The organism is Kordia aestuariivivens (genome assembly GCF_014397005.1).
GTDB lineage: Bacteria > Bacteroidota > Bacteroidia > Flavobacteriales > Flavobacteriaceae > Kordia > Kordia aestuariivivens.
Window position 1 is genome coordinate 415,436 of the sequence record NZ_JACGWS010000001.1, and the last position, 22,721, is coordinate 438,156.

The following is a 22,721-nucleotide window of genomic DNA, read 5'->3' on the forward strand; positions in this document are numbered from 1 at the left end:
GTGTGTAAGCAGTTTTTAGAATATATTAGGTTAAAAACTTCATTTTTAGCTTCTTAATTTTATTTTTTGGCGCAACTCCTTGGAATTATAATTATTGGGGAGATTGTTTCAAATAAAAGCCCAACATAAATACTGTTGAGCTTTTTTAGTAAATAAATAGTTTACACTAAATTCTATGATTCTTGATGAATGTATTTTGCAGCTTCTTCATCAGAATGAAATGCTGGCGTTGTATTTTGTGCTCCGCTATCTCTGTTTATTTTATCTGTAATAGCATCCGCTTGCGCTCTTACAATTTGAGATGCGTGATTTGGAATTTTTACTGATGCATCTGCAACAGGAGGTTTAATACCTTCCATCGGATTGTCTTTTCGAACTTCTTCTCTTGTCAATACATCCAATACATCTGAAGCTGCTGCATCACGACCAGTTAGTGGAGGTAAATCAAATAAAACTTCAATTGTTTTGAGCAATGAAGTATGATCAAGTGGTGTTTCACTTTTTGTTCTGTACACCGTTCCAGCTTCTATCCAAGGAGAAATTAAAATACATGGAACTCGTACGCCAAAACGGTCAAACTTAAATCCATTTTTGTTTTGAGTAGTTGGACTTGGAGGAACGGCTCCTTCTGGTGGCGTTATATGATCATAGCAACCTCCATGCTCGTCGTAATTAATTACTAAAAGTGTGTCTTCCCAATATTTTGATTCTCGTACGGCATTGTAAACTTCAAGCATATATGCTTCTCCAGCTGCTACATCGTAGTTTGGGTGTTGACTATTTCCATAACTTCCCCACGATGGTTCCAAGAAAGTATAATCAGGCAGTGTTCCATTATTTAGCCCTAATTTAAAGTCTTCAAAAGTTCCAAAAAAGCAATTTTCCGGAGTTGGATTGTCAGCTACATCTTGACAAAAACTATAGGTATACGGTTTCTGTAATTTATCAGCAAAAATTCCCCATGAATGGTTATGATCAGAAAGGTTTTTAAAAATACTTTTGGCGCTATATGATTTTAGTTCATCATACAAATGACCATCTGAGGTTGCCATGTGCATAAATGCTCTGTTTGGAAGTGTTTCCGAAGGAACCGAACAATGATATTGATCGCAAACTGCATATCCTTTTGCCAGGTTTGATAATATCGGTAATAAGTCTGGTGTATACATTCCCATAATATCTTTAGGAGCTGTGCCAGAAAACTTACTCACAATTTCTATACCTGATGTTGGAGGTGAATGATGTTGATACCAATTTTTATAGTTTTCGTTTTTATAATCTTTGGAGTGATCGTATGTTTTATCGTATACTTTTTTAGTAGGATGCGATGAACTATTTGAATTGCTAGTTGTTTTCTTTTTAAGTGGTGGATCGCCAAAATATTTTTCTGCAATCTTATTTTCAAAATCACGCACAAACCCTTGATTAGGCGCAATTCCTGATTGATACGGAGGATTTAATCCACCAAATAGCTGAAAATTAGTGTTCATAAACCCTTCTCCAGGATTCATTTTTGGCATGTAATAGGCGTATTTGTCATTTTTATCAATCGGAAATACTTGAATCGATTCTCCATTATTGTCAGGATTGGTTTCTTTTCCTGTCAATCCTTCGAATGGATGTCCAAGCGGCGATCTGTTAATGTTCTTTTTGTCTACGTTCTTGTCTTTATAACTGTCGTTGTATAAATAACCTAACATGTGGTCAAACGATCGGTTTTCGAACATGACAACAATTACATGTTTAATTTTATTTTTTTCAGAAGCTCTTTTGCTTTCGGTGGCAGCCATTTTATAGTTTTGAAGGGTTTAGACTTTCAATTTATAGTATAATATGCTGTAATCCAAATACAAGTATTGAAATGGAGAACTATACGTAAGAATAAGTTTTCAAGATTCTTGTGAAGCGTATTATTCAGCTGAGGCGTCCTTTTTCGTTTTAAAATAGACATAAAAGCTTATAATGATTGCCGAGTACGAAATGATTGTCATTACAGTTCCAGGAACGAATTTTACAAATCCACCTAAATCTAAAAACAAAAAGTATCCCAAGTCTGTCAATCCACCAGTAATTGCAGCAAAGAATATAGCGTTTTTGTTTCCTTTCCAGATGTAAAAAGCACTTACAAATGTTGCAATTCCAATCCAAAATAAATTAAATCCGTGTTGTCCAATAATTGCGCCGGCAGCTTCAGGATATATCATTTGTAACGTACTTGGATCAACAGCATCCGCAATTCCTGCAATGGAACTTGGAATGTCTCCTGATAAGATAAAATTCATAGTAAGTACGCCTGCTAATATGTGTACTAATCCCCAAATGATCCATAAAATAGCTGAAATTTTTAATAAAAGTGATGCGTTTTTCATTGCTTAATTTGTTTAGTTAAGCAAAAATGAAGAACAAATAGCTATTTTCCATTAATGTAGATTAAGAACGCACTTATTTTTTCCCTTTTCTCTTTTTGATCGTGCTTAAAGCTTCTGGTGTGATTCCAAGGTAGGAAGCAATCATTTTTTGGGGAACTCTTTTAAGAATGTTTGGATAGGTTTCTATAAAATGTTCAAAGCGTTCCATAGCCGAATAACTCATGAGCATGATGATTCTTTTTTGTAAAACGGACATGCGTTTTATTAAAGCTTCTACATTTTTCCCTTCTTGCGTAATATCTTTTTGAAATACTGTAATTGTTGAATCTTCAAGTGCATCAATGAATAAATCACATGGAAATTCAGGAGCTTGCGCATCTGCAATTGTCCAATTTTCGGGCGCGAAAATAAAAATATGTTCTTTTCCTTTTTCGTCAATGGTATAACCGCGGAGCAACCCACTATTTACAAAATATACTTTAGAATTTAAAGCACCACTTCGTTGAATTATTTCTCCTTTTTTGACAGTTATCGTAGCCATTTATGTTGCTTTTTCTTCAGATTCCTCAGTTTGTTTATATAATGCTGGCGACAGTTTCTTGAGTCCTTCTTTGGTCAAATATTTAGTCAGAATTCCACCTTTTATATTGTTTACATCAAATTCAATAATGAACGCGTGTTTGTCAATTTTGTCAATTAAATTATACGTTCTGCGAATGTCAATTCTATTAATTACAGTGTGAATGATGTCTTTTTCTGTTTGTGCGCCACGTTTTCCATGACCGCGTGCGCCTTTGTACAAGGTAACTCCTGTGCCAACGATGCGAATAAGTTCGTCTTCAATTTCTGCCGATGCTTCGGAAACAATCATGAGTCCGACGAAATCTTCAAAACCTTCAATCATCAAATCAATAATTTTGGCTGTGACCAAAAATGTCAATACAGAATACATGGCAATTTCCACAGAAAGTAACAACGCTGTAACTGCAAATAGAATGGCGTTAAAGCCTAAAATTACTTTTCCAATACTAATTCCCAATCGATCGTTAATGAAAATCCCTAATATTTCCGAACCATCTAAAACAGCACCATTTCTTATGGTTAATCCGATTCCTGCGCCTAAAAATAAACCACCAAAAATTGCAATTAAGAGTTTATCATCTGTAACTGAAGAGAAATTTTCAAAGTGAATAAAAATTGCCAATCCGATAATGGATAGAATCGATTTTACAAAGATTCTTTTTGTCAGCGTAAACCAGGCTAATGCTAAAAACGGAATACTAACAACGAGTAAAATGATAGAAATGTCAATGGCAAAAAGTTCACTGACTAAAATCGCAATTCCGGTAACGCCACCATCTAAAAATCCGTTTGGAAGTAAAAACATTTTTAAGCCAATACTCGCCAATAGAATTCCTATGAAAATTTGAAAAATCTCTGAGAAAAGTTGCTTCATATAGTGGTTTTAGGTAGTTGTATAAAGTATGATGCAAAATTAGTGAAAGCAATGCAATTCAATACCTAATTTAACTTGATATTATAACTTTTGTCTGAATATAAAAAGCTGTTCACAAACAAATGCGAACAGCTTTTTATACTAGATTTTTACTTTCTTAATTATTCCGATTCAACGCAATTGGTCCATAAGAAACAGCGTTTCTGTGCAACAGTCGTTTTTCAGCATCGTGTAGTTTTTTAGCCAATTCAATTCTGATAGCTGCATATTCTGGATTGTACGCTAAGTTTTCCATTTCGTTATCTTCAGCATCCGTTAAGCGATACAATTCGTAACGTGTTGGATAACTTCCTAAAGCGTGAAAGTAATACGAATATTTCCATTCTTTGGTTCTTATACAGCGAATGCGATTTGCCGCTAAAACTGCCGAAGCATGATCCGCCGAACTTGCTTTTGTATCATCAAATGTAAACATGATTTCATCTTGAACGCCTGTTCCATCTGTAATAATGGGCAATAGATTGTTTCCTTGCAATGCTTTTGAAGGACGTTTTACATTGGCAATTTCTGCCATTGTTGGCATAATGTCTATTAAAGAAGCAAGTTCATTTGAAGTGCGTTGTGGAATAGGAACTCCATTTTGATCTTTACTTGGAAATAGAATCGGATTTGAAAATACCATCGGAACATTGAGCGTTTCTTCATATACATTGAATGCTTTTTGACGCATGCCGCCATGAGCTAATCCCATTTCGCCATGATCTGAGATCCGAATCAATAAAGCTTCGTCTGCCATTCGGTTTCCTTTGTCACTTACCAGATACAATTCATCAATAAATTCGCCAATCTGTTTGTCAATCTTTGTTAAGGTATGTGCGTAAAAGTTGATATAATTGAGTTTATCGTCATCAGTAGGTAAATCGCCTAAAAGTATATTTGCCGATTGTACAATTTGAAATTGCGCCATCGGTTTCTCATTCTTCAATAAATCTTCATTCACAGAATATGGCAATCCAACACTTCTTCCAGACCAATCTTCCTTAGAATATCCGTAATTCACACCATTTGGATACGCTAATACATCATGCGGATTTACCAACGAAAGCACCAAACAAAAAGGAACGCGCTTTGCGCCACTTTCCCGTTCGGTTCGTACTTGACGTAAAAAATCAATTCCTTGCTGAATGTAGATTTCATCATGATTTGCATAACCGCCACCAAAATTTTGTGGTTTTACATCTTCTCCAGCATCAGGAGCTATCCAACCTTTAAAACCTGTCAGTGCAATTTCGGAAGCTGTCAAACCATTTTCAGTTTCGCCTTTACTTAAGTGCCATTTCCCACGATATTGCACATCATAACCATCGCCAGAAAGCATACGCGCAATGTTGTTCATTCTTGGATCTAATTGTGTTTCTGCGTCTGAGTAACGTCCGCCAAAAGTAAGCGTTTGCGTTACGCCATGTTGTGACGGATAAACGCCTGTGAAAAGTGTGGTTCTACTTGGTGAACACATACACGAATTACAAAATGCTTTGTTGAAAGTAAAACCATTGTCTTTTAAGAATGTCATGGTTTTCAGGTTTTCCTTTTCCCAACCTTCTGGGAAGTTTTGAGTTGCTCGTTCTTGATCAGTAATGATTAAAATGAGATCGGGTTGTTCAGGTAATTTGGCTCTTTTTTTGGAGAAATTCATAAGAAATTGTTTTTAGTTTACTAACAATATCTTATAAATTTTCCACCTACAAAAGGGTGCAACTACGTAGTTGTAAAAGCTAGTGGAAGTACTTAAGAATTCTTTAATTTTCGTTGTGTGAGAATACAAAGCCATCAATCAGTTGCTGTAACCAATTTTCAATAGCTGCTGTCAATTGTAAAAATAGTTGATCTACTTCTGTGACAAATAATTTTTTATCGATACAATCCAAACCCATTTCAATAGAATAATATACATCGTTATAACGGATTTCATAATATTTTTCGGTTCTATCAAGAATTCCAAACAAATTTTTATTGTTGTAGTATGATGTTTTTAAAGATGCTTCTGAATGTGCTAAGAATTGATGTATAAGAGTTCTAATTCCACTTGGTAATTTACTTTGGTGTTGAATAAATGTTCTACTTTTTTTTACCAATTCCTCGTTTATTTCTTCTGAAAATATTTTCGGCTGTTCATAAAAGAATACAAATAGTTGGTAATTCAAATCGTTGTCAAGAAACAGATTTATTTTTCGCAAATCATCATACAAACCTGGCGAAAAAGAGTAAGCTATTAGGTATTCTTTTTTAAGTTGTTTTTTGTTTTCAGCATTTGTTTCATAAAAATCGGCATCTTTAAAATTCATGTTGAAGTATATTTGTATTTTAAAATTGTTAGCTGAAAAGACGTTTCCAAAAACTTTTTTTCTCTTCTGTAGGGTTTGAAGGTTCTTGTGGTGAAACATCGTTTTTGGGAGTTTCCTTTTTCGGAATTATATTTTCGGGCTTTTCCTCATTCTTTGTTGTATCGGTAGAAGCCAAGAAAAAATGACCATCATCAGACATTCCAATTGGAAATTGCGTACGATCTTTCCATTCGTTTTCGTGTAAAGCAGCGTTTGGACTCATTTGTATTTTTTTGTCAAAACTATCACGTCCCATTCCAATAACTTTTTCTTCAATATTTGAAGTCGTTCCGCTAAAAATAGATTTAAATTTTTCATCAAAATGAAGCAATAGAATTTGTGTTTGTGTTCCAATTTTATAAATATCTAACACTTTATAATTTGATGGTGCCGAAATAATATGAAATCGATATTTTCTAACAGCAGGATTTATTTGCGTCAAATCTTTGGCTTTGTTAGATGCAATTGCGTATCGTAAATTTGTACTCAATCCTTCTGCGAAACCAGAAACATCTGTAAATCTTCTTTCTAGTAAAATTTGATTGATCCTGTATTTCGAAATATAATCAGGATTCAATTCACAATCTCTATAAAACATGGTAAGTCCACCGAAAGTTTCATTATACGCTTCTTCTATTTTTTTGTGTTCCATCTGTTTTTTTAGTTTTTACCCCAATTCAAAAGTGGTAATTCCAAATACTTTATTGAAGTTTATAGCTGGTGGATTTCCTAAATACATCCGCGCACATTCAAAAATATAGGTTGCTTCATATTTCTTGATTAATGCTTTTGCGTCTTCATTTATCATGGGAATATCTATGTATACCAATTCGCCAATAACAGCGTTTAAACAGGCTTTATACAATGCTTCTGCAACTTCAAGATTGTCCGCAAATAATGGACAAACTTTGTAACCTGTATTGCATTTTCGAATGATCGCAAATCCTTTGAGTTCGCCATTTTCAATATACTTGAATGTTTTTGTGAGTGGAAGTTGCAACCAAGGTTTTAGAAACTGCGGACGCGAAAATCCAAAGCATTGTTTGTCATATTTTAAAATAGTTTCAACATCGGTTTCTTCAATGGGAGAAATATTTTTGTCAATGGTAAAAGCCGTTCCTTTTTTCTCGTAGCGAACATCTCTAAACGCAATTTCAAAACCACCTTTTTGATAAAATGCTTGCATTGCGACAACTCCATCCATTCCGATAGCAGCATTTTTGTGCAATCGGGAACGCAATTTGTCACGTCTGTGATACCATAGTTTTCGCCCAATTCCGTGTGCTCTGTATTCTGTTTTTACGATAAAAAAGCCCATGAAACCAAATTCGCCGTTGTATGAAACAATAGAGCCACCAGCAATCAATTCGCCGTTGTGATGAAAACCATAAAAACCATCAGGATCTGTTGCAAAATAGACTTCCGCATCGTGCGGACCTGTATTCCAGCCTTCTTCTTGCGCCCAAGTTGCCAGCGTTTTTACACCGTTGAAATTTAACTTTTCGAATTTGAGTTCGTCTATGTTCATTTAACTATAACTTTTTATTCTGAGGCACTTTTGGTTTCTATTTCCAAGCCTGATTCTTTCCAAACACCATTTACCATTTCGGGTCTGGAATTTAGTTGCATAAAATGCTTCGTAAGCATTTGTTTGCGCGAGTATTCTTTTTTAGTTGAAAAATCTTTTACAATTTCTGTGAGTTCCATCAGATCTCCGTTATCGCCCATATTTGCTTGAAAGCTGAATTTGCGTTCTTTTTGAAGCTTATTTTTGGTGTCCATCAATTTGTATGTATAATAATAACCATATTCTCCAACATCCGTTTTTTCAATTTCTAGAATTTGATTGTTTTTCATGTAGCGAAATGTGCTCGTTTCTGCGTCACCAGCTTCACTTTTTACAACACCTAAATCTGTCCATTTTGTTACATCGAAATTTCCAAAATAAGGAAAGTCAAACACATCTTTTGTAATGATTCCATTTCCTTTTTTATCGCCTTCTTTTTTTACAGCGCCACCAAAAACCCAACCTTCTTTGTTGTCTGTTGTGGTTATTTTTAGCCAATTTTCATCGTATGCTACACCGCGAAGTACAATGATGTCTTTTGCGTCAGATTTGGTTCCTGTAAATTCTAAGGGATCGCTAGATGAATATGTTCCAATTACTTTTCCTTTTGTGTTGGAAGCATTTCGGACGTTGATATTGTCAACCCAAGCATAATAGGTATTGTTCTCTTTTGGAGTTTCTGTGGTTTCTGAAGTCGTTTCAGGAGTTGTTTTTGGTGTTTCTTGCTTTGTTTTTTCTTCACAAGAAATTAATGAAAAAAGTATAAAAAGCGTGCACAATTTTAAAGTTAGGGAATTAAATTTCATGTTGCTATTCGTTGATTAGAATTATGTTTCAATGTAAGAAATATTAAAAGACTTTAGAGAATTTGAAGTTTGAAAAAAAGCTTGTCATTAAAATAGTAAACGTTTACTAAAGAAATATGTCCATTCACTCATTTTTTTTCTTTTAGGTTTGATAATTAGTCACATTTGATGCGTCTTTAAATAATAAATTAATTAAGATTCAATATTTCATTAACTTGTAGCGAGTAGTATACAGTGTTTTACCAAACAAATATATGCTGCCAACTACTTAAAAACACTTATTATGCATATTACATCAACAAGTTATCCAAACAATAGCAAAATTTCATTTGCAGTTCAAGTAGAACGTTTACATGAAGCGATCACTAAAACAGATATTGCTTTAGGAACTTCAGCAAAGCCAATTCCTATAGATACGTTTGTTACCATTAACGATGCCAATTTATACGAATTTAAAAGTGGCGAAACAATCGCGTTTCAATTAGTTAAACCTGACGGTTCTGTTCCTGAAAAAATGGAATTAGAATTAGTCGCTTGTAGAATACACAATGTCGGGCAAGATTTTAATGCAAGTTCTGTAACAATTCTTGATCCATGGAAAAAAGTATTTGATACAAGTCCGGAAAACATTTTAGAACTTCCTGATAGCTCTTTAAGTATAAAACCTATTGATGATATATGCGCTATTACAGTAGCCAAAGGTGCTGGAACTGATATCCTAACTTCGTTCCTTTCCTATGAGGTTATTTTTAAATCAACAATCGATATTACGGAACCATCTGGGGAAAGTAAACTCAGAACTTTTTATTTTGTGATTGATCCATTGATTAAAATTACGTCTGGTGGTAGAGGCGGAGGAACATTTTAAAATTAATATCAAAAAGCATATATGACTTTTAATAAACAGCTACTATTTTCTATAGGATTTCTAATGCTAACTTTCTCTTGTTTTGCACAAAATGCACAGCGAACTGATAGTTTGTTGACAGTCCTTGAAACTCAAAAGTTATCCAAAAAGGAGAAAGTTACTTTATTGATAAGCATTGCATCTAACCATCCGCAACAAGATGAAGCTTCTTATTATGCTAGGCAATCATTACAAATAGCAACCGAAATTAATGATCCTGTTTTGCAAGCGCAAGCATGGGAAGAAATTGGCGCTATTGAACAGCGATTAGGAAATAAAAATAATGCCTTAGATGGAATATTTAAGGCATTACATATTTATGATTCGTTAAACCTGAAAGATAAACAAGCAGCATCGTATGCGCAAATTGCGGCTTATCATTTTGGAGAGAAAGAATATGATCCGGCAATTACATACTTTCAAAAAGCAGAAAAAATTTATTCTGAAATTGGTGATGATTTGTATAAAGCTTTAGCGCTGATAAATTTAGGAGACACGTATCGTTTAAACGGACAATTAGAGAAGTCAATAACAACTTTAGAGAACGCTTTGCGATTAAACAAATCCTTAAAAGATGAAGAAATTGAAGGTTATACGTTGGGGAATTTGGGAATGGTCTATGCTGCACAGGAAAAGCTTAATGAAGCAAAAGAAAACTTAGAAGACGCCATTACAATTCTTACAAAGCTAAAAGATGCATATTCTACGTCAATTTATATCTCAGAATTGGGAAATGTATATCGAAAAGAAGGCAATATACAATTAGCCGAAGAACAATTTCTTGTTGCATATACAATGGCAAAAGAAGCCAGACTTAAAGAGCAAATTCGAGATTTTAGCGCATCATTGACTAATTTATATGAAAATTCAAATAGATATGAGGAAGCATTAAAGTATCAAAAAATATATCAAAAATATCAAGATAGTTTAGTCAATAAAGAAAATATTCAAAAAAGTGAACAACTCAAAGCTGGTTATCAAATTACAAAACGCGAGTCAGAAATAAACATCTTAAATATTACAAACGCAAATCAAAAAAGATGGGGAATTGCCTTAATCTCTGGATTTGTATTGTTATTATTTTTTGCGTATTTGTTATATCGAGGAAATCGAAAAATTAAAAAATCGAATCAAGTTTTATCCGATCAAAAAGAACTGATTAGCAAACGCGAACAAGAAAAAGCATTGTTGTTGCAAGAGTTAAATCATAGAGTGAAAAACAATTTGCAAATGGTTTCAAGCTTGCTCAATTTACAAAGTAGAGAACTTACAGGTCATCCGGCACAAGAAGCGATTATATCTGGAAAGTATAGAGTAGAAGCGTTGTCGTTAGTGCATAGAAAGTTATACCAAGAAGGCGTGGATACTAAAATTGCGCTTAAAGATTATATTCAAGAATTGGTGTTAGGATTGTTTGAAGGATATAACGTAAAATTTGAACCAAGTTTTTCCATTGCAGATATTAGTATCGGCATTGATGTTGCAATTCCATTGGCACTAATTATCAATGAAATGGTCATTAATTCATTAAAATACGCATACAAAGATATTGAAGATCCGTTGTTGAAAATTGTCATCATGCAAGAAGCTGTTGAAGACTTACACATTCAAGTCATTGATAATGGTGTTGGATTTACAAAAATTGATAACGAAAAAAATAATTCTTTCGGAATTAAGTTGATTACATCTCTAATTGAACAATTGGAAGGAACTATGGAACGTATCAACACAAAAGGAACACATTGGGAAATGAAAATAAAATTAAACTAATGAGCGCAACAGTAAAAGTTTTAGTAGTAGAAGATGAGATTATTTTGGCACACGATATTCGCGATCGTTTGACCGATATGAACTATGAAGTTGTCGGAATTGCGCCTTCGGTTGCAAAAGCTGTGGCCATTTTGGAAGCACAAAAAGATATTGATATCATTATGATTGATATTATTTTAAAAGGCGATCAAGATGGCATTGAATTGGCGAAAATTGTCAATGAAAAATATCACCTTCCATTTATATTCCTAACATCACACGCAGATTCTTCACTAGTAGAACGCGCCAAAAAAGTACATCCGTATGCGTATATTTTGAAGCCTTTTAATGATCGACAAGTAAAAATTGCAATTGAATTGGCATTGATGAATTTCTCCAACAAAACACCTGGAAAAGATGTATTTGAAAGTAAAGAATCCAATGTGGAAACATCGCAAGTATTGCAAATAAAAGACAGTTTGTTTTTAAAAAAAAATCATCACTTTGAGCGTGTTCCGTTGGCTGAAATATTATTCATAGAAGCAGATAATAATTATTGTACCATTTATACAAAATCGGAACGCTTTGTATATGCTGTTGTCATGAAAAAGGTTGAACAACAATTGCCTGTTGCAAACTTCATCCGAACGCATCGAAGTTACATTGTCAATATCAGTCAAGTTACAGGATTTGAAGGCAATATGTTATTTGTGGGGACGCACAAAATTCCAGTAAGTAAATCGCAAAAAGAACATATATTCAAACTTTTTAGAACGATTTAAAAATTATACTAACAAAAAAATGGTAGTGAGAAGTATTGAGCTACTATTTTATGATTTGGTTTTATCCAATTAATACTCATTGTCTTCTTTGTTTCATAATAAAATTGATCTAATCACTATCAAATTTTATGAACTCAACATTCCTATTACGTTTTCGTATTTGATATCTGTAAATATTTCAACTGATTTTTCCTAATTATTGAAAAGTAGTGCTATTACTGAAAGCATGATATAAATCATAATTATTTTCCCTGACCCACAATAACTTTGATTTTATAAATAACTCACTACTATGTCTTTAATGCTTATCATTTTAGCAGTTACCATTGGTCTTTTTATTTGGGGAAAATTCACTCCAGATATCGTAGCATTAATTTCGATGCTGAGTTTGTTTCTATTTGGCATTTTAGACCTAAAGGAGACTTTAAGTGGTTTTAGCAATCCAACGGTAATTATGATTGCTGGTCTTTTTGTTATAGGTGAAGGGATTGCACAAACTGGATGGACAGCGATAGCAGGTAAAAAATTCGTAGAATGGGCTGGAAAAAGTATTGCTAAATTGCTTGTTATTATCACTTTTGGATCAGGCGTTTTATCTGGATTTGTCAGTAATACAGGTACAGTTGCCACTTTAATGCCACTCACCATTTCATCGGCTTGGAGTATGGGAACGTTACCATCTAGAATGCTCATGCCAGTAGCTTTTGGCTCAAACACAGGAGGCTTACTAACTTTAACTGGTACACCACCTAATATTATAGCTAATAACGCGTTGACTGATGCTGGATTTGTAGGATTTTCTTTTTTTGAATTTGGATTGATTGGTGTACCCTTATTACTGATAACACTTTTATATTTTCGGTTTGTAGGATACAGGCTTTTACCAAAAAATAAAACCAATAACAAACCTGTGGATATTGAATCTACTTTGCATAAATGGATTGCTGCTTACAAAATAAACGATGATTATTACAGATTGCGTATCCGATCTTTGTCACCACTCATTAACACGACAATTGATTCTTGGCAATTTGAAAAAGAATATCAGGTATCGATAATTCGATTAAAAAGAAGACATCCTAATGTATTAAAAAGGGTTCCTGCTTTTGAAGAATTCCCGAGTCATAAAACAGAACTACGCTATCACGATATCATAACGGTCAAAGGTGATACCGAAGCAATTAATAAATTGATGATAAAGTTCAGATTAGGACTGCTACCATTAGAGCCTATTACAGATGAGCTAAAACATAATTTAATTAATCAAGAGGTCGGAATGACCGAAGTTATTGTAAATCCAAAATCTATTCTTGTAGGTAGAAAATACAGGCTAGGAGATTATTTTCAGCGATTTGGCATTCAGTTATTGGCAGCTTCTAGAAACAATAAGCCATTACAAGACAAGGAAATAATTGTAAAAGCAGGTGATGCTTTTTTAATTCGAGGTACTTGGGAACACATAGGAGACCTTAAAAAACAACATGAAAATTTAGTAATTGTTGGTAGTCCTGAAGGTATGGCTAAGAATGTAGAGAATCTTAGTTCAAAATCGTATATCGCACTTGGAGCACTCGTACTAATGATTATTTTAATGGTTTTTAAAATTGTACCTGGCGCCATCGCCACGCTTATTTCGGCAGGCGTAATATTATTATCAGGTTGTGTGCCTGTTTCAAAAGCATACAAAAGCATTAGTTGGACAAGCGTTATTATGATTGCAGCTATGATTCCAATGGGTATTGCCTTACAAAAAACTGGTACAGCACAAATGATATCCAATGCATTGGTAGAATATTTAGGATACATCCATCCTGTTGCATTATTAGGAGGTGTGTTTTTGCTCACCACGTTATTTAGTCAAGTAATAAACAACTCGGCTACAGCAGTATTAATGGCACCAATTGCCATTCTCGCAGCAAGTTCGCTAAATCTGTCACCTGCACCATTTATGATTGTAGTTGCAGTAAGTGCATCAACCGCATTTCTTACACCAATCGGAACGACAACAAATGCTATGGTAATGACAGCTGGAGGCTATAAGTTTATGGACTATCTAAAAGTTGGAGCACCATTATCACTTATGTTTTTAATTATATCACTAATACTTGTGCCACTAATATGGCCATTTTAACACATTATAGTAATCTTTTAAATTGAATAAAATGAAAGACTTAAAACGCTACGGAATCAAAGATGCAACTGTGCATTGGAATTTATCTCCAGAAGAACTTCAAAAAATCACTGTTGAGAAAAACATGGGAAAAGAAACGTCTAACGGAACACTTGCCATTAACACAGGAAAGTACACTGGAAGATCACCAAAAGACCGTTTTATCGTTAAGGACGATTATACGACAGAAAAAGTATGGTGGGGGAAAACGAACAAACCAGTTTCTTTAGAGAATTTTGATAAATTAGAAAAAGAAGTTGTAGCCTATTTATCTGGTAAAGAAATTTATGCTAGAGATGGCTATGTGTGCGCAGCACCAGAGTACAGAACAAATATCAGGACTATAACAGAGTATCCATGGTCTAATATGTTTGTCTTTAATATGTTTTTAAGACCAACTTTAGAAGAATTAGAAAACTTTGATGAAGATTGGTTAGTATTATGTGCACCAGGTTATGTTTGTCCAGATCCTGCTGCTTATGGTATACGTCAAGGAAATTTTTCCATCATCAACTTTACTAAAAAAATAGCTTTAGTTGGTGGATCAGCATATACAGGTGAAATGAAAAAAGGTATTTTTTCTGCACTAAATATGATCTTACCTGTGGAGAAAAAAGTACTACCTATGCATTGCTCAGCTAATGTTGGAAAAGATGGTGATACTGCTATTTTCTTCGGATTGTCAGGAACAGGAAAAACAACATTGTCTGCAGATCCAGAAAGAAAACTAATTGGAGATGATGAGCATGGCTGGACAGCAGACAATACTATTTTTAATTTTGAAGGTGGTTGTTATGCTAAAGTAATCGACTTAACAGAAGAGAAAGAACCCGATATTTTTAGAGCGATTCGACCAGGTGCTTTACTAGAAAATGTAGTATTCAATGAAAATGGAGATGTAGATTATATGGATAGCAGTATTACACAAAACACACGTGTAAGTTACCCAATTTATCATATCGATAATATTCAAGAACCATCCTTTGCAAAGAATCCAAAGAATATTTTCTTCTTGACCTGTGATGCTTTTGGTGTATTACCACCAGTATCTAAATTAACACCAGGACAAGCAGCATATCACTTTATTTCTGGTTATACTGCAAAAGTTGCTGGAACAGAAGCTGGTATTACAGAACCTGTACCATCATTTTCTGCATGTTTTGGCGAACCTTTTATGCCAATGCATCCAACAGTATATGGTGAAATGTTAAGTAAAAAAATGCAAGATGCAGGCGTCAATGTCTGGTTAATAAATACAGGATGGAGCGCTGGACCTTATGGCGTTGGATCACGTATTAAATTAAAATACACACGTGCAATGATTACAGCTATTTTAAATGGCGATTTAGATAATGTAGAATTTGATCAGGACTTTATTTTTGGATTACACTTGCCGAAAGAATGTCCAGGAGTACCAACAGAGATTTTAAACCCAATAAATACATGGGAAAACAAAAGTGCTTATGTTGGTAAAGCAATACAATTGGCACACTCTTTTCACTTAAACTTTGAAAAATTTGCACACCAAGCTTCGCAAAGTATTATGGAAGGCGGACCTCTTGTTGATGAGCACCATCATTTAGAAGAGCATTTTTAGTAGATTATTAATGTGAAAAAGGAGCTTCAAACGAAGCTCCTTTTTTTTGTTTTATAGGTGCGAAGCGTCTTATTTTTTATAAGACATTGTTTTATCAATCATTTCAATTGTTTCTTTTCCTTCTTGCGTTGCATTTCCATAATCGTCGTTAGAATCTTGAAAAGCAATAATTCGTGTTTGACCACCTTTCATTTTAACCTCCAACAAATCTAACGTTAGCTTTTCGCCCATTAAATTCACGTTGATTCTTTTCCCTAAAAGTTTTCTTCCTCCAAGTGTTAAGCTTGTCTTTTCAATAGTACAATTGCCTTTTCCAAAACGTCCTGCAATTTCGTCAACAAAACTGTCTAAGGTATTTTCTTCAGCAACTTCAAAGTACATAATCACAAAATTATTTCCGTCAAATGTCCAGTTTTTATAACCAAATGATTCCTCATATTCAAACCCGAAACTTGTCGGATAATCAAAAGAAATCGTTCCATTATTAAACCTTTTAGATTTTGCTAAAGCTACAGAAACCGTAGCACCATCTTGCTTTACTTCATCGCCTTCGGAAACTTTATGCTCTTTTCCATTAATCGTTATCACAATTCCTGCTTTTGGCTCTTTTGTAGGATCTGATTTTTGTGCTTGTGCGAAATAAATATTTCCAATAAGAAAGAAGGAAAGTAGTGTAAAAGTGAATCTCATACCTTTAATATTAATTAAGTTTAAGTGTAAACCTACTATTTTTTAGGGGAAATTTAAAAATATAGGAGATGAATTTGTAATTTTTTTGTGGTGCGAAACTATTCTTTTTTTTGAATCAAAACAGCTCGTTTCTTTTCTAAATATTCTTTTTCAAGAGAATTTGTAACCGTTGCAAGTGCCAAATCAAGATGTGTGATGGCTTTTTCAATATTTTTTATGGCGAAATAATAGTCGGAAAGTGTTCCGTAATACAAATAACTTCGTTGTGCTAAATCAGTTGCTTCTACTTGATCTAAATAGGTTTTTGCTTTCGCGAAATCTAAATTTTGCAAACAGACAACTGCCATTGTCAATACGTGAATCGGAATCGGTTGAATGACATACAAACACTCATACCAATACAAAATTTTTGCCCAATCGGTTTCGTCAAAATGTGATGCGCGTAAATGTTCGGCAGCAATCGCAGCTTCGTAATGATAACAAGAATATTCGGTGTCAATAACAGCTTTTGTCATCATGGTATTTCCGAGTTGAATCAACGGAGAATGCCACAAATTCCGATCTTGATGTTTCAAATCGAGAATTTCATTGGCGGAATTAATTTTGGCTTCCAATCGTGCCGAATGAAAACACATTAAGGCAAATAACGCATACGCAGCGGAAATGCGTGTATGTTCATTTTTAAGTAACATTTTGCACAAACGCATGGCTTCACCACACAATTCTTTACGAATTAAATTTTCTTTACTATTGGAATGAAAACCTTCGTTAAAAATCAAATACAATACTTCCATCACGCTTTCCAAACGTTCGGGCAATGCTTTTCCTTGCGGAATGTGAAAACTAATAGAGGATTCTTTGATGGTTTTCCGTGCACGGGAAAGACGCTTTTTTACCGTTTCTTCTTTAGTCAACAATGCAGAAGAAATTTCTTTGATACTAAACCCAGAAACTGTTTTCAAGGCAAACGAAATTCGATCTCTTGGATCTAAATTTGGATGACACGCTGTGAAAATCATGCGTAATTGTGCATCTTCAATTTCGGTATCTAAAAAAAGTTCGTTAACGGCAATAAAATCGCGACTTTGTTGCAAATTTGGAAGTAGATTTTTTTCCGCTTTGAGTTTTCTGAAAATATCCAACACTCTATTCTTAGCCGCTTTTGTAAGCCAAGCTTCCGGGTTTTCAGGTTGTTGGTGTCGCCACGAAATACTTGCTTTGATAAACGTATCTTGTACCGCATCTTCAATAATTTCAAGATGCGACAATCCAAAAATTCGAGTTAACACAGAGACCATTTTCCCGCTATGATAACGGAATAAATGGTCTATGAGTTTTGATTCCATTTTCTAGTGATCTTCAAAAACGGTTACTTCTCTAATTTCAACAGTTCCGCCCAAATCGTAATCTGGAAAATCTTGTGCAATTTCTTGTACCGCATCAAAATCTTCGGCAACCACGGTATAATAACCGCCAATAATTTCTTTTACTTCTGCAGAAGAAAGATCTGTTACCGTACGATTTTTTCCAACAATTCTACGAATTTGAGGATTCAATGCGTTTCCTCCGCGAAGGATTCCTGCTTCTTCCATTTTGTTTCCCCATGCGAACCATTTTCCCATGCGGTTTTGTAATTCTTCTGGCGAAAGCCCTAAATCGGCATAATCGGCTCCGACGAAAATCATCATAAATTCTTTCATAAGTATCTATTTTTTATGTTATACTTCTAAGACGTTTTAGAAATTATAAAAGAGGACATATTTTTTAATTATTTTCGATTTGCATACAATTCTAGTGCTTTTCTAAATAATTTCCCAGCTTCTTGTGTCATTTCCATAGTGTAATAACCAAGATCATTTTCTTCACAATACACTTCAAATTCATTTAATAACTTTTGATCATGAATGTTTTTTTCATTGTAACCAACTAAGGTATCAAAAGATTGTTTTTGAATTTTATCATTCTTGATGTAATAGGTAACCTTAAATGTTCTTGGCGTTCTTTTCAAGGCAATATCCATATAATTTGTATTACTTTCAATAGTTGTAATTAACGAATCGTTTGCCAAAATAACCTCATCAATAGTCGTTTTTGAACTTAATTCTTTTGCCCAAAGAATATGATTGTGTAATGTTTCTTTATTTTCAATTTCAAGAAATTCATCTTGAAAAAGTTCTTGATAATCTTTGTCAATCATTGTGTTTAGTAACTCAATATCATAGTTGTTTCGCGTGTCAATAAACGCATCAACAAGTGTTTCAGTATTTTTTTTACAAGAAGAAAAACTAAGCAATATGAATGTGATGATTGTAAACTGTAAACGCATGTATGTTATTTTTAACTATTGATTTTTTTGTATTAGTTATAAGTCGATTGAAATTTTATCAAGATAAGTTTTTCGTCAAAAGGATTCTTTTTTCCAAAATATAATTCGCGATATCTTTTGCCCAAATTTGATAGGCGAATTCTGATGGATGAACACCATCGCTGAAAAAATCGGCTGGTGTTGCGTCTAAATTCATTTGCTCAATGTACTCTTCAAACTTGATGATTCTCGAATGGTAATGCACATTTTCATAATCGTTCACAATTTTTTCGAGTTCTTTACTAAAATGTAATACCAAGTTTCCCATCACAAACTTGATTGTGCTCGTAAACGCAGGAAACTCTTTAATTGGCGGCATATTTATGAATACAATTGGTGTTTTAGCATATTTCTCACGAATATTTGAAATCAACTCACGAATGTCTGCATTCCATTGTTTTGGAGTATGCAACTTAAAACTATCATTTCCGCCAAGTCCAATCACGATTAAATCAACTGGTTCTTCAGTAATGTATTGTACAATTTTTTCTTTTACATGTTTTACTGTATAGCCACTTTTTGCATACACTTTCCATGAAATAGAAGATTGTACTTGTTCTGACAATGCATTGGCAAGTGTTCCTGTAAATCCATTTTCGTGCGTGGTAGCGCCGACACCAGCAATCGTACTTTCGCCAATAGTAATCAACCGGAATGTTTGATTGCTTGAAACTTCTACGATTCCTTCAATTCCTGTCGCTTCAGGCAATTGTGGAATCGTTTTTTGAATTTTTTTCCCTTGGACATACAAAATTGGCAACAACGGAACGGAAACAATCGCGCCAAGCGTATACTTAATATTCATAATCATTTCAAATTAGCGTACGAAAGATACAATTCTTTCTGTAGTAAATAATTTTGTTTAATTATTCACTACATTTGTTAAACAAAATAAACAATGAAGAAAACGCACCTTCCATCAAAAATATGCAAAGTCTGCCAAAAACCTTTCAATTGGCGGAAAAAATGGGAACGTGTTTGGGACGAAGTTCAATATTGTAGTGAACGCTGTCGTAGAAATAAAAATAGTAAAAATGACTAAAACTGGACTTGTTTGGTTCCGAAATGATTTGCGTGTACACGACCAAATTTCTTTGCTAAAAGCGAGTAAAGAAAACAGTTTTGTAATAGCGGCTTATTGTTTTGATCCGCGTCATTTTGAAAAAGATCGGTTTGGATTTGTGAAAACGGAAAAATATAGAGGACAATTCCTACTAGAAACAGTTGATGCTTTACAGTATGAATTAAACCAACTAAATATTCCACTTTTTGTACATGTTGGAAAGCCTGAAACTATTTTACCAGAATACATCAAGGTTCACAACATAACTTCTGTGTATTTGCAAAAAGAATGGACTTCGGAAGAAGTGAAAGTACTTGAAAATGTAAAAGCGAATGTTGAAATTGAGGTGAATTTTGTAGAAAGCTACGATCAGTTTTTATACCATCCGGAAGATATTCCGTACGAAATTGAGAAGATTCCAAAAGTTTTTACAGGATTTCGAAAAAAGTGTGAAAAACACGGAAACATTCGTCCGTTAGAAACAATTTCTAAAATGCCAGGAAAAAATCGTGTAGACCATCTGACGAAAGTCCCAACATTAAAAGATTTAGGTTTAGCCGAATTTGAGCAAGATGTACGAACTGCGTTTCCGTTTAAAGGCGGCGAAAAAGCTGGATTGGCACGTTTGCATAACTATACTTGGGAAACGAAAAAATTATCCTACTATAAAAAAACTAGAAACGGATTGGTTGGAACCGATTACAGTTCTAAATTTTCAGCTTGGTTGGCAAACGGAAGTTTGTCTCCACGGATGATTTATCATGAAGTTAAAAAATATGAGTCGGAAATCGTGAAAAATGAATCTACCTATTGGATGATTTTTGAATTGATTTGGCGCGACTTTTTTAAATATATTTCCTTAAAACACGAAAATAAAATCTTCAAGCTTGAAGGTATTTTGGGTGCAACCTACGAATGGAAAAACGATTCAAAACTAATTCAACAATGGATTGATGGCGAAACTTCTGAACCTTTCGTAAACGCAAACATGTTAGAACTAAAACACACCGGTTGGATGAGCAATCGCGGTCGCCAAAACGTAGCTTCGTATTTTGCTAGAACGTTACAACTCGATTGGCGGATTGGCGCCGCGTATTTTGAATCTGTCCTGCTCGATTATGATGTACACAGCAATTATGGAAATTGGATGTATGTTGCAGGCGTTGGAAACGATCCGAGAAACCGAACCTTTAATGTGAAATTGCAAGCGGAACGTTATGATGCAAACAAAAAGTTTCAAAACCGTTGGTTACAAACAAGTTTATTTTAGATGAAAACACTCCGATTATTACTTGGCGATCAATTAAATCATAAACATTCTTGGTATGAAAACACAAACGATAATATTGTGTATTTCATGGCTGAAATGAAGCAAGAAACGAATTATGTAAAACATCACATTCAGAAAGTGGTGGCGTTTTTTAAAAGCATGCGTTCGTTTTCAGATTGGTTGCAAAGTGAAAAACATCAAGTGGTGTATTATACTTTGGATGATTCACAGAATCAACACGATTTGGTGGCGAATTTGAAACAACTTATCAAAGAATACAACATAGAAAAATTTGAATATCAATTGCCCGATGAATATCGTTTGGACGAACAATTAACGGACTTTTGTGATGAATTAGACATTGAAACAGAAGCTTTTGACACCGAACATTTTTTAACCTCACGAACCGATTTCACTCAATTTTTTGAAGGAAAGAAACAAATGGTCATGGAATATTTTTATCGCGATATGCGAAAGAAATACGATATTATGATGTTGACCGAGAAAAATCCAGAAGGAGGAAAGTGGAATTTTGATCAGAGCAATCGTAAAAAGTGGAAAGGAACGCCCGAAATTCCAGCAGCAAAAACTATTGAAAATTCAGTTGCTGAGATTTACGAAATGATTCAAAAAGCAGATATTGAAACTATTGGAAGTATTGATGTAGAAAATTTTGATTGGACCACAAATAGAGAAGATTCGTTAGATTTACTCGATTATTTCTGTTCAACTCTATTAGTTCATTTTGGCGATTATCAAGATGCAATGCATACGGAAGAACATTTCCTATTTCACAGTCGGTTGTCGTTTGCAATGAATTCCAAAATGTTGCATCCGAAAGAAGTCATAGAAACGGTGGTTTCGTATTGGAGATCGAATAAAGACACGATTGAAATTTCGCAAGTAGAAGGTTTTGTGCGACAAATTTTGGGTTGGCGCGAATATATGCGCGGAATGTATTGGAAACAAATGCCAAATTATAGAACTTTGAACAAATTAAACAATACCAATTCGCTTCCTAATTTTTATTGGACAGGAAACACGAAAATGAATTGTTTGAAACATGCTATTACACAAAGTTTAGAAAAATCGTATGCGCATCACATTCAACGGTTGATGATTACAGGAAATTTTGCTTTGTTAGCACAAGTGCATCCTGACGCGGTTGACGAATGGTATTTAGGAATTTATATTGATGCGATAGAATGGGTTGAAATTACCAACACGCGTGGCATGAGTCAATTTGCAGATGGCGGTTTGGTTGCCACAAAACCATATGTGTCTAGCGGAAGCTACATTAATAAAATGAGCAATTATTGTAAAGGTTGCGCATATAAAGTGTCTAAAAAAACGGAAGATGATGCGTGTCCATTCAATTCGTTGTATTGGAATTTTTTAGACGAAAAAAGAACATATTTAAAAGATAATCAGCGCATGTCGATGATGTTTAGTTTGTTAGATAAAATGGACGAAACAAAGTTAGAAGCGTTAAAAAATAGAGCACAAGCAATCATCGCAAATCCGGATGATTACTAATTGTAAAAGA

At 34.2% G+C, this 22,721-nt stretch carries 22 protein-coding genes; 8 read left to right on the plus strand and 14 right to left on the minus strand.

The features are described from left to right. Positions 1-173: 173 nt before the first annotated feature. The 9 genes from H2O64_RS01855 to H2O64_RS01895 all read right to left on the minus strand — a co-directional run bounded on the left by H2O64_RS01855 (position 174) and on the right by H2O64_RS01895 (position 8,582). The gene (locus tag H2O64_RS01855) at positions 174-1,790 is read right to left on the minus strand and encodes an alkaline phosphatase family protein (protein WP_187560432.1); all 1,617 of its coding nucleotides are present in this window, start codon (positions 1,788-1,790) and stop codon (positions 174-176) included. Between the two features lie 120 nt (positions 1,791-1,910). Then, positions 1,911-2,369 (minus strand): hypothetical protein, encoded by a 459-nt coding sequence (locus H2O64_RS01860; protein WP_187560433.1) that lies wholly within the window; start codon positions 2,367-2,369, stop codon positions 1,911-1,913. Positions 2,370-2,442: 73 nt separating this feature from the next. Further along, positions 2,443-2,910 carry a Crp/Fnr family transcriptional regulator gene (locus H2O64_RS01865; RefSeq protein WP_187560434.1) on the minus strand — a complete coding sequence of 156 codons (468 nt, stop codon included), beginning with the start codon at positions 2,908-2,910 and terminating at the stop codon, positions 2,443-2,445. After that, positions 2,911-3,825: a YitT family protein gene (locus H2O64_RS01870; RefSeq protein ID WP_187560435.1), complete on the minus strand. Its 915-nt coding sequence runs from the start codon at positions 3,823-3,825 to the stop codon at positions 2,911-2,913. Positions 3,826-3,982: 157 nt separating this feature from the next. Then, a complete protein-coding gene (locus H2O64_RS01875) occupies positions 3,983-5,521 on the minus strand; it encodes a sulfatase-like hydrolase/transferase (protein WP_187560436.1) in 1,539 nt (512 codons plus the stop codon). Positions 5,522-5,624: 103 nt separating this feature from the next. Continuing rightward, on the minus strand, positions 5,625-6,170 hold the full coding sequence (locus H2O64_RS01880; protein WP_187560437.1) for a hypothetical protein: 546 nt from the start codon (positions 6,168-6,170) through the stop codon (positions 5,625-5,627). A 28-nt stretch (positions 6,171-6,198) separates the two neighbouring features. Next, on the minus strand, positions 6,199-6,861 hold the full coding sequence (locus H2O64_RS01885; protein ID WP_187560438.1) for a hypothetical protein: 663 nt from the start codon (positions 6,859-6,861) through the stop codon (positions 6,199-6,201). Between the two features lie 15 nt (positions 6,862-6,876). After that, the gene (locus H2O64_RS01890; RefSeq protein ID WP_187560439.1) at positions 6,877-7,737 is read right to left on the minus strand and encodes a GNAT family N-acetyltransferase; all 861 of its coding nucleotides are present in this window, start codon (positions 7,735-7,737) and stop codon (positions 6,877-6,879) included. A gap of 14 nt (positions 7,738-7,751) precedes the next feature. Beyond that, positions 7,752-8,582: an SH3 domain-containing protein gene (locus tag H2O64_RS01895; protein ID WP_187560440.1), complete on the minus strand. Its 831-nt coding sequence runs from the start codon at positions 8,580-8,582 to the stop codon at positions 7,752-7,754. A gap of 283 nt (positions 8,583-8,865) precedes the next feature. Between H2O64_RS01895 and H2O64_RS01900 the strand changes: the two genes are divergently transcribed. The 5 genes from H2O64_RS01900 to pckA all read left to right on the plus strand — a co-directional run bounded on the left by H2O64_RS01900 (position 8,866) and on the right by pckA (position 15,787). Next, complete coding sequence (locus H2O64_RS01900) at positions 8,866-9,450, plus strand: hypothetical protein (RefSeq protein WP_187560441.1); 585 nt, start codon at positions 8,866-8,868, stop codon at positions 9,448-9,450. A gap of 21 nt (positions 9,451-9,471) precedes the next feature. Continuing rightward, positions 9,472-11,259 carry a tetratricopeptide repeat protein gene (locus H2O64_RS01905; RefSeq protein ID WP_187560442.1) on the plus strand — a complete coding sequence of 596 codons (1,788 nt, stop codon included), beginning with the start codon at positions 9,472-9,474 and terminating at the stop codon, positions 11,257-11,259. After that, positions 11,259-12,020 carry a LytR/AlgR family response regulator transcription factor gene (locus tag H2O64_RS01910; RefSeq protein WP_187560443.1) on the plus strand — a complete coding sequence of 254 codons (762 nt, stop codon included), beginning with the start codon at positions 11,259-11,261 and terminating at the stop codon, positions 12,018-12,020. The genes H2O64_RS01905 and H2O64_RS01910 overlap by 1 nt, the downstream gene beginning before the upstream one ends. A gap of 301 nt (positions 12,021-12,321) precedes the next feature. Continuing rightward, a complete protein-coding gene (locus H2O64_RS01915; RefSeq protein WP_235982748.1) occupies positions 12,322-14,151 on the plus strand; it encodes an SLC13 family permease in 1,830 nt (609 codons plus the stop codon). Positions 14,152-14,182: 31 nt separating this feature from the next. Next, positions 14,183-15,787, plus strand: a complete 1,605-nt coding sequence (gene pckA, locus H2O64_RS01920) for a phosphoenolpyruvate carboxykinase (ATP) (protein ID WP_187560445.1) — start codon at positions 14,183-14,185, stop codon at positions 15,785-15,787. A gap of 69 nt (positions 15,788-15,856) precedes the next feature. Here the strand turns inward: pckA and H2O64_RS01925 are convergent, their stop codons facing one another. The 5 genes from H2O64_RS01925 to H2O64_RS01945 all read right to left on the minus strand — a co-directional run bounded on the left by H2O64_RS01925 (position 15,857) and on the right by H2O64_RS01945 (position 19,647). Then, a complete protein-coding gene (locus tag H2O64_RS01925; protein WP_187560446.1) occupies positions 15,857-16,477 on the minus strand; it encodes a hypothetical protein in 621 nt (206 codons plus the stop codon). 98 nt (positions 16,478-16,575) lie between these two features. After that, entirely contained in the window at positions 16,576-17,823 is a 1,248-nt protein-coding gene (locus H2O64_RS01930; RefSeq protein WP_187560447.1) for an RNA polymerase sigma factor, read from the minus strand. A gap of 3 nt (positions 17,824-17,826) precedes the next feature. Beyond that, positions 17,827-18,177, minus strand: coding sequence for a YciI family protein (locus H2O64_RS01935; protein ID WP_187560448.1), 351 nt, complete (start codon positions 18,175-18,177; stop codon positions 17,827-17,829). Between the two features lie 68 nt (positions 18,178-18,245). Continuing rightward, positions 18,246-18,803, minus strand: coding sequence for a hypothetical protein (locus H2O64_RS01940; protein ID WP_187560449.1), 558 nt, complete (start codon positions 18,801-18,803; stop codon positions 18,246-18,248). A gap of 58 nt (positions 18,804-18,861) precedes the next feature. Next, positions 18,862-19,647 carry an SGNH/GDSL hydrolase family protein gene (locus tag H2O64_RS01945; RefSeq protein WP_187560450.1) on the minus strand — a complete coding sequence of 262 codons (786 nt, stop codon included), beginning with the start codon at positions 19,645-19,647 and terminating at the stop codon, positions 18,862-18,864. 93 nt (positions 19,648-19,740) lie between these two features. On the opposite strand from H2O64_RS01945, the gene H2O64_RS01950 reads away from it, so the two are divergent. From H2O64_RS01950 to H2O64_RS01960, 3 genes are read left to right on the plus strand one after another with little or no spacing between them, the layout of a single operon-like run. After that, entirely contained in the window at positions 19,741-19,884 is a 144-nt protein-coding gene (locus tag H2O64_RS01950; protein WP_187560451.1) for a DUF2256 domain-containing protein, read from the plus strand. Then, positions 19,877-21,175, plus strand: coding sequence for a DASH family cryptochrome (locus H2O64_RS01955; protein WP_187560452.1), 1,299 nt, complete (start codon positions 19,877-19,879; stop codon positions 21,173-21,175). Before H2O64_RS01950 ends, H2O64_RS01955 begins: the two co-directional genes overlap by 8 nt. Continuing rightward, entirely contained in the window at positions 21,176-22,711 is a 1,536-nt protein-coding gene (locus H2O64_RS01960) for a cryptochrome/photolyase family protein (protein WP_187560453.1), read from the plus strand. It begins immediately after the preceding gene. Positions 22,712-22,721 lie beyond the last annotated feature (10 nt).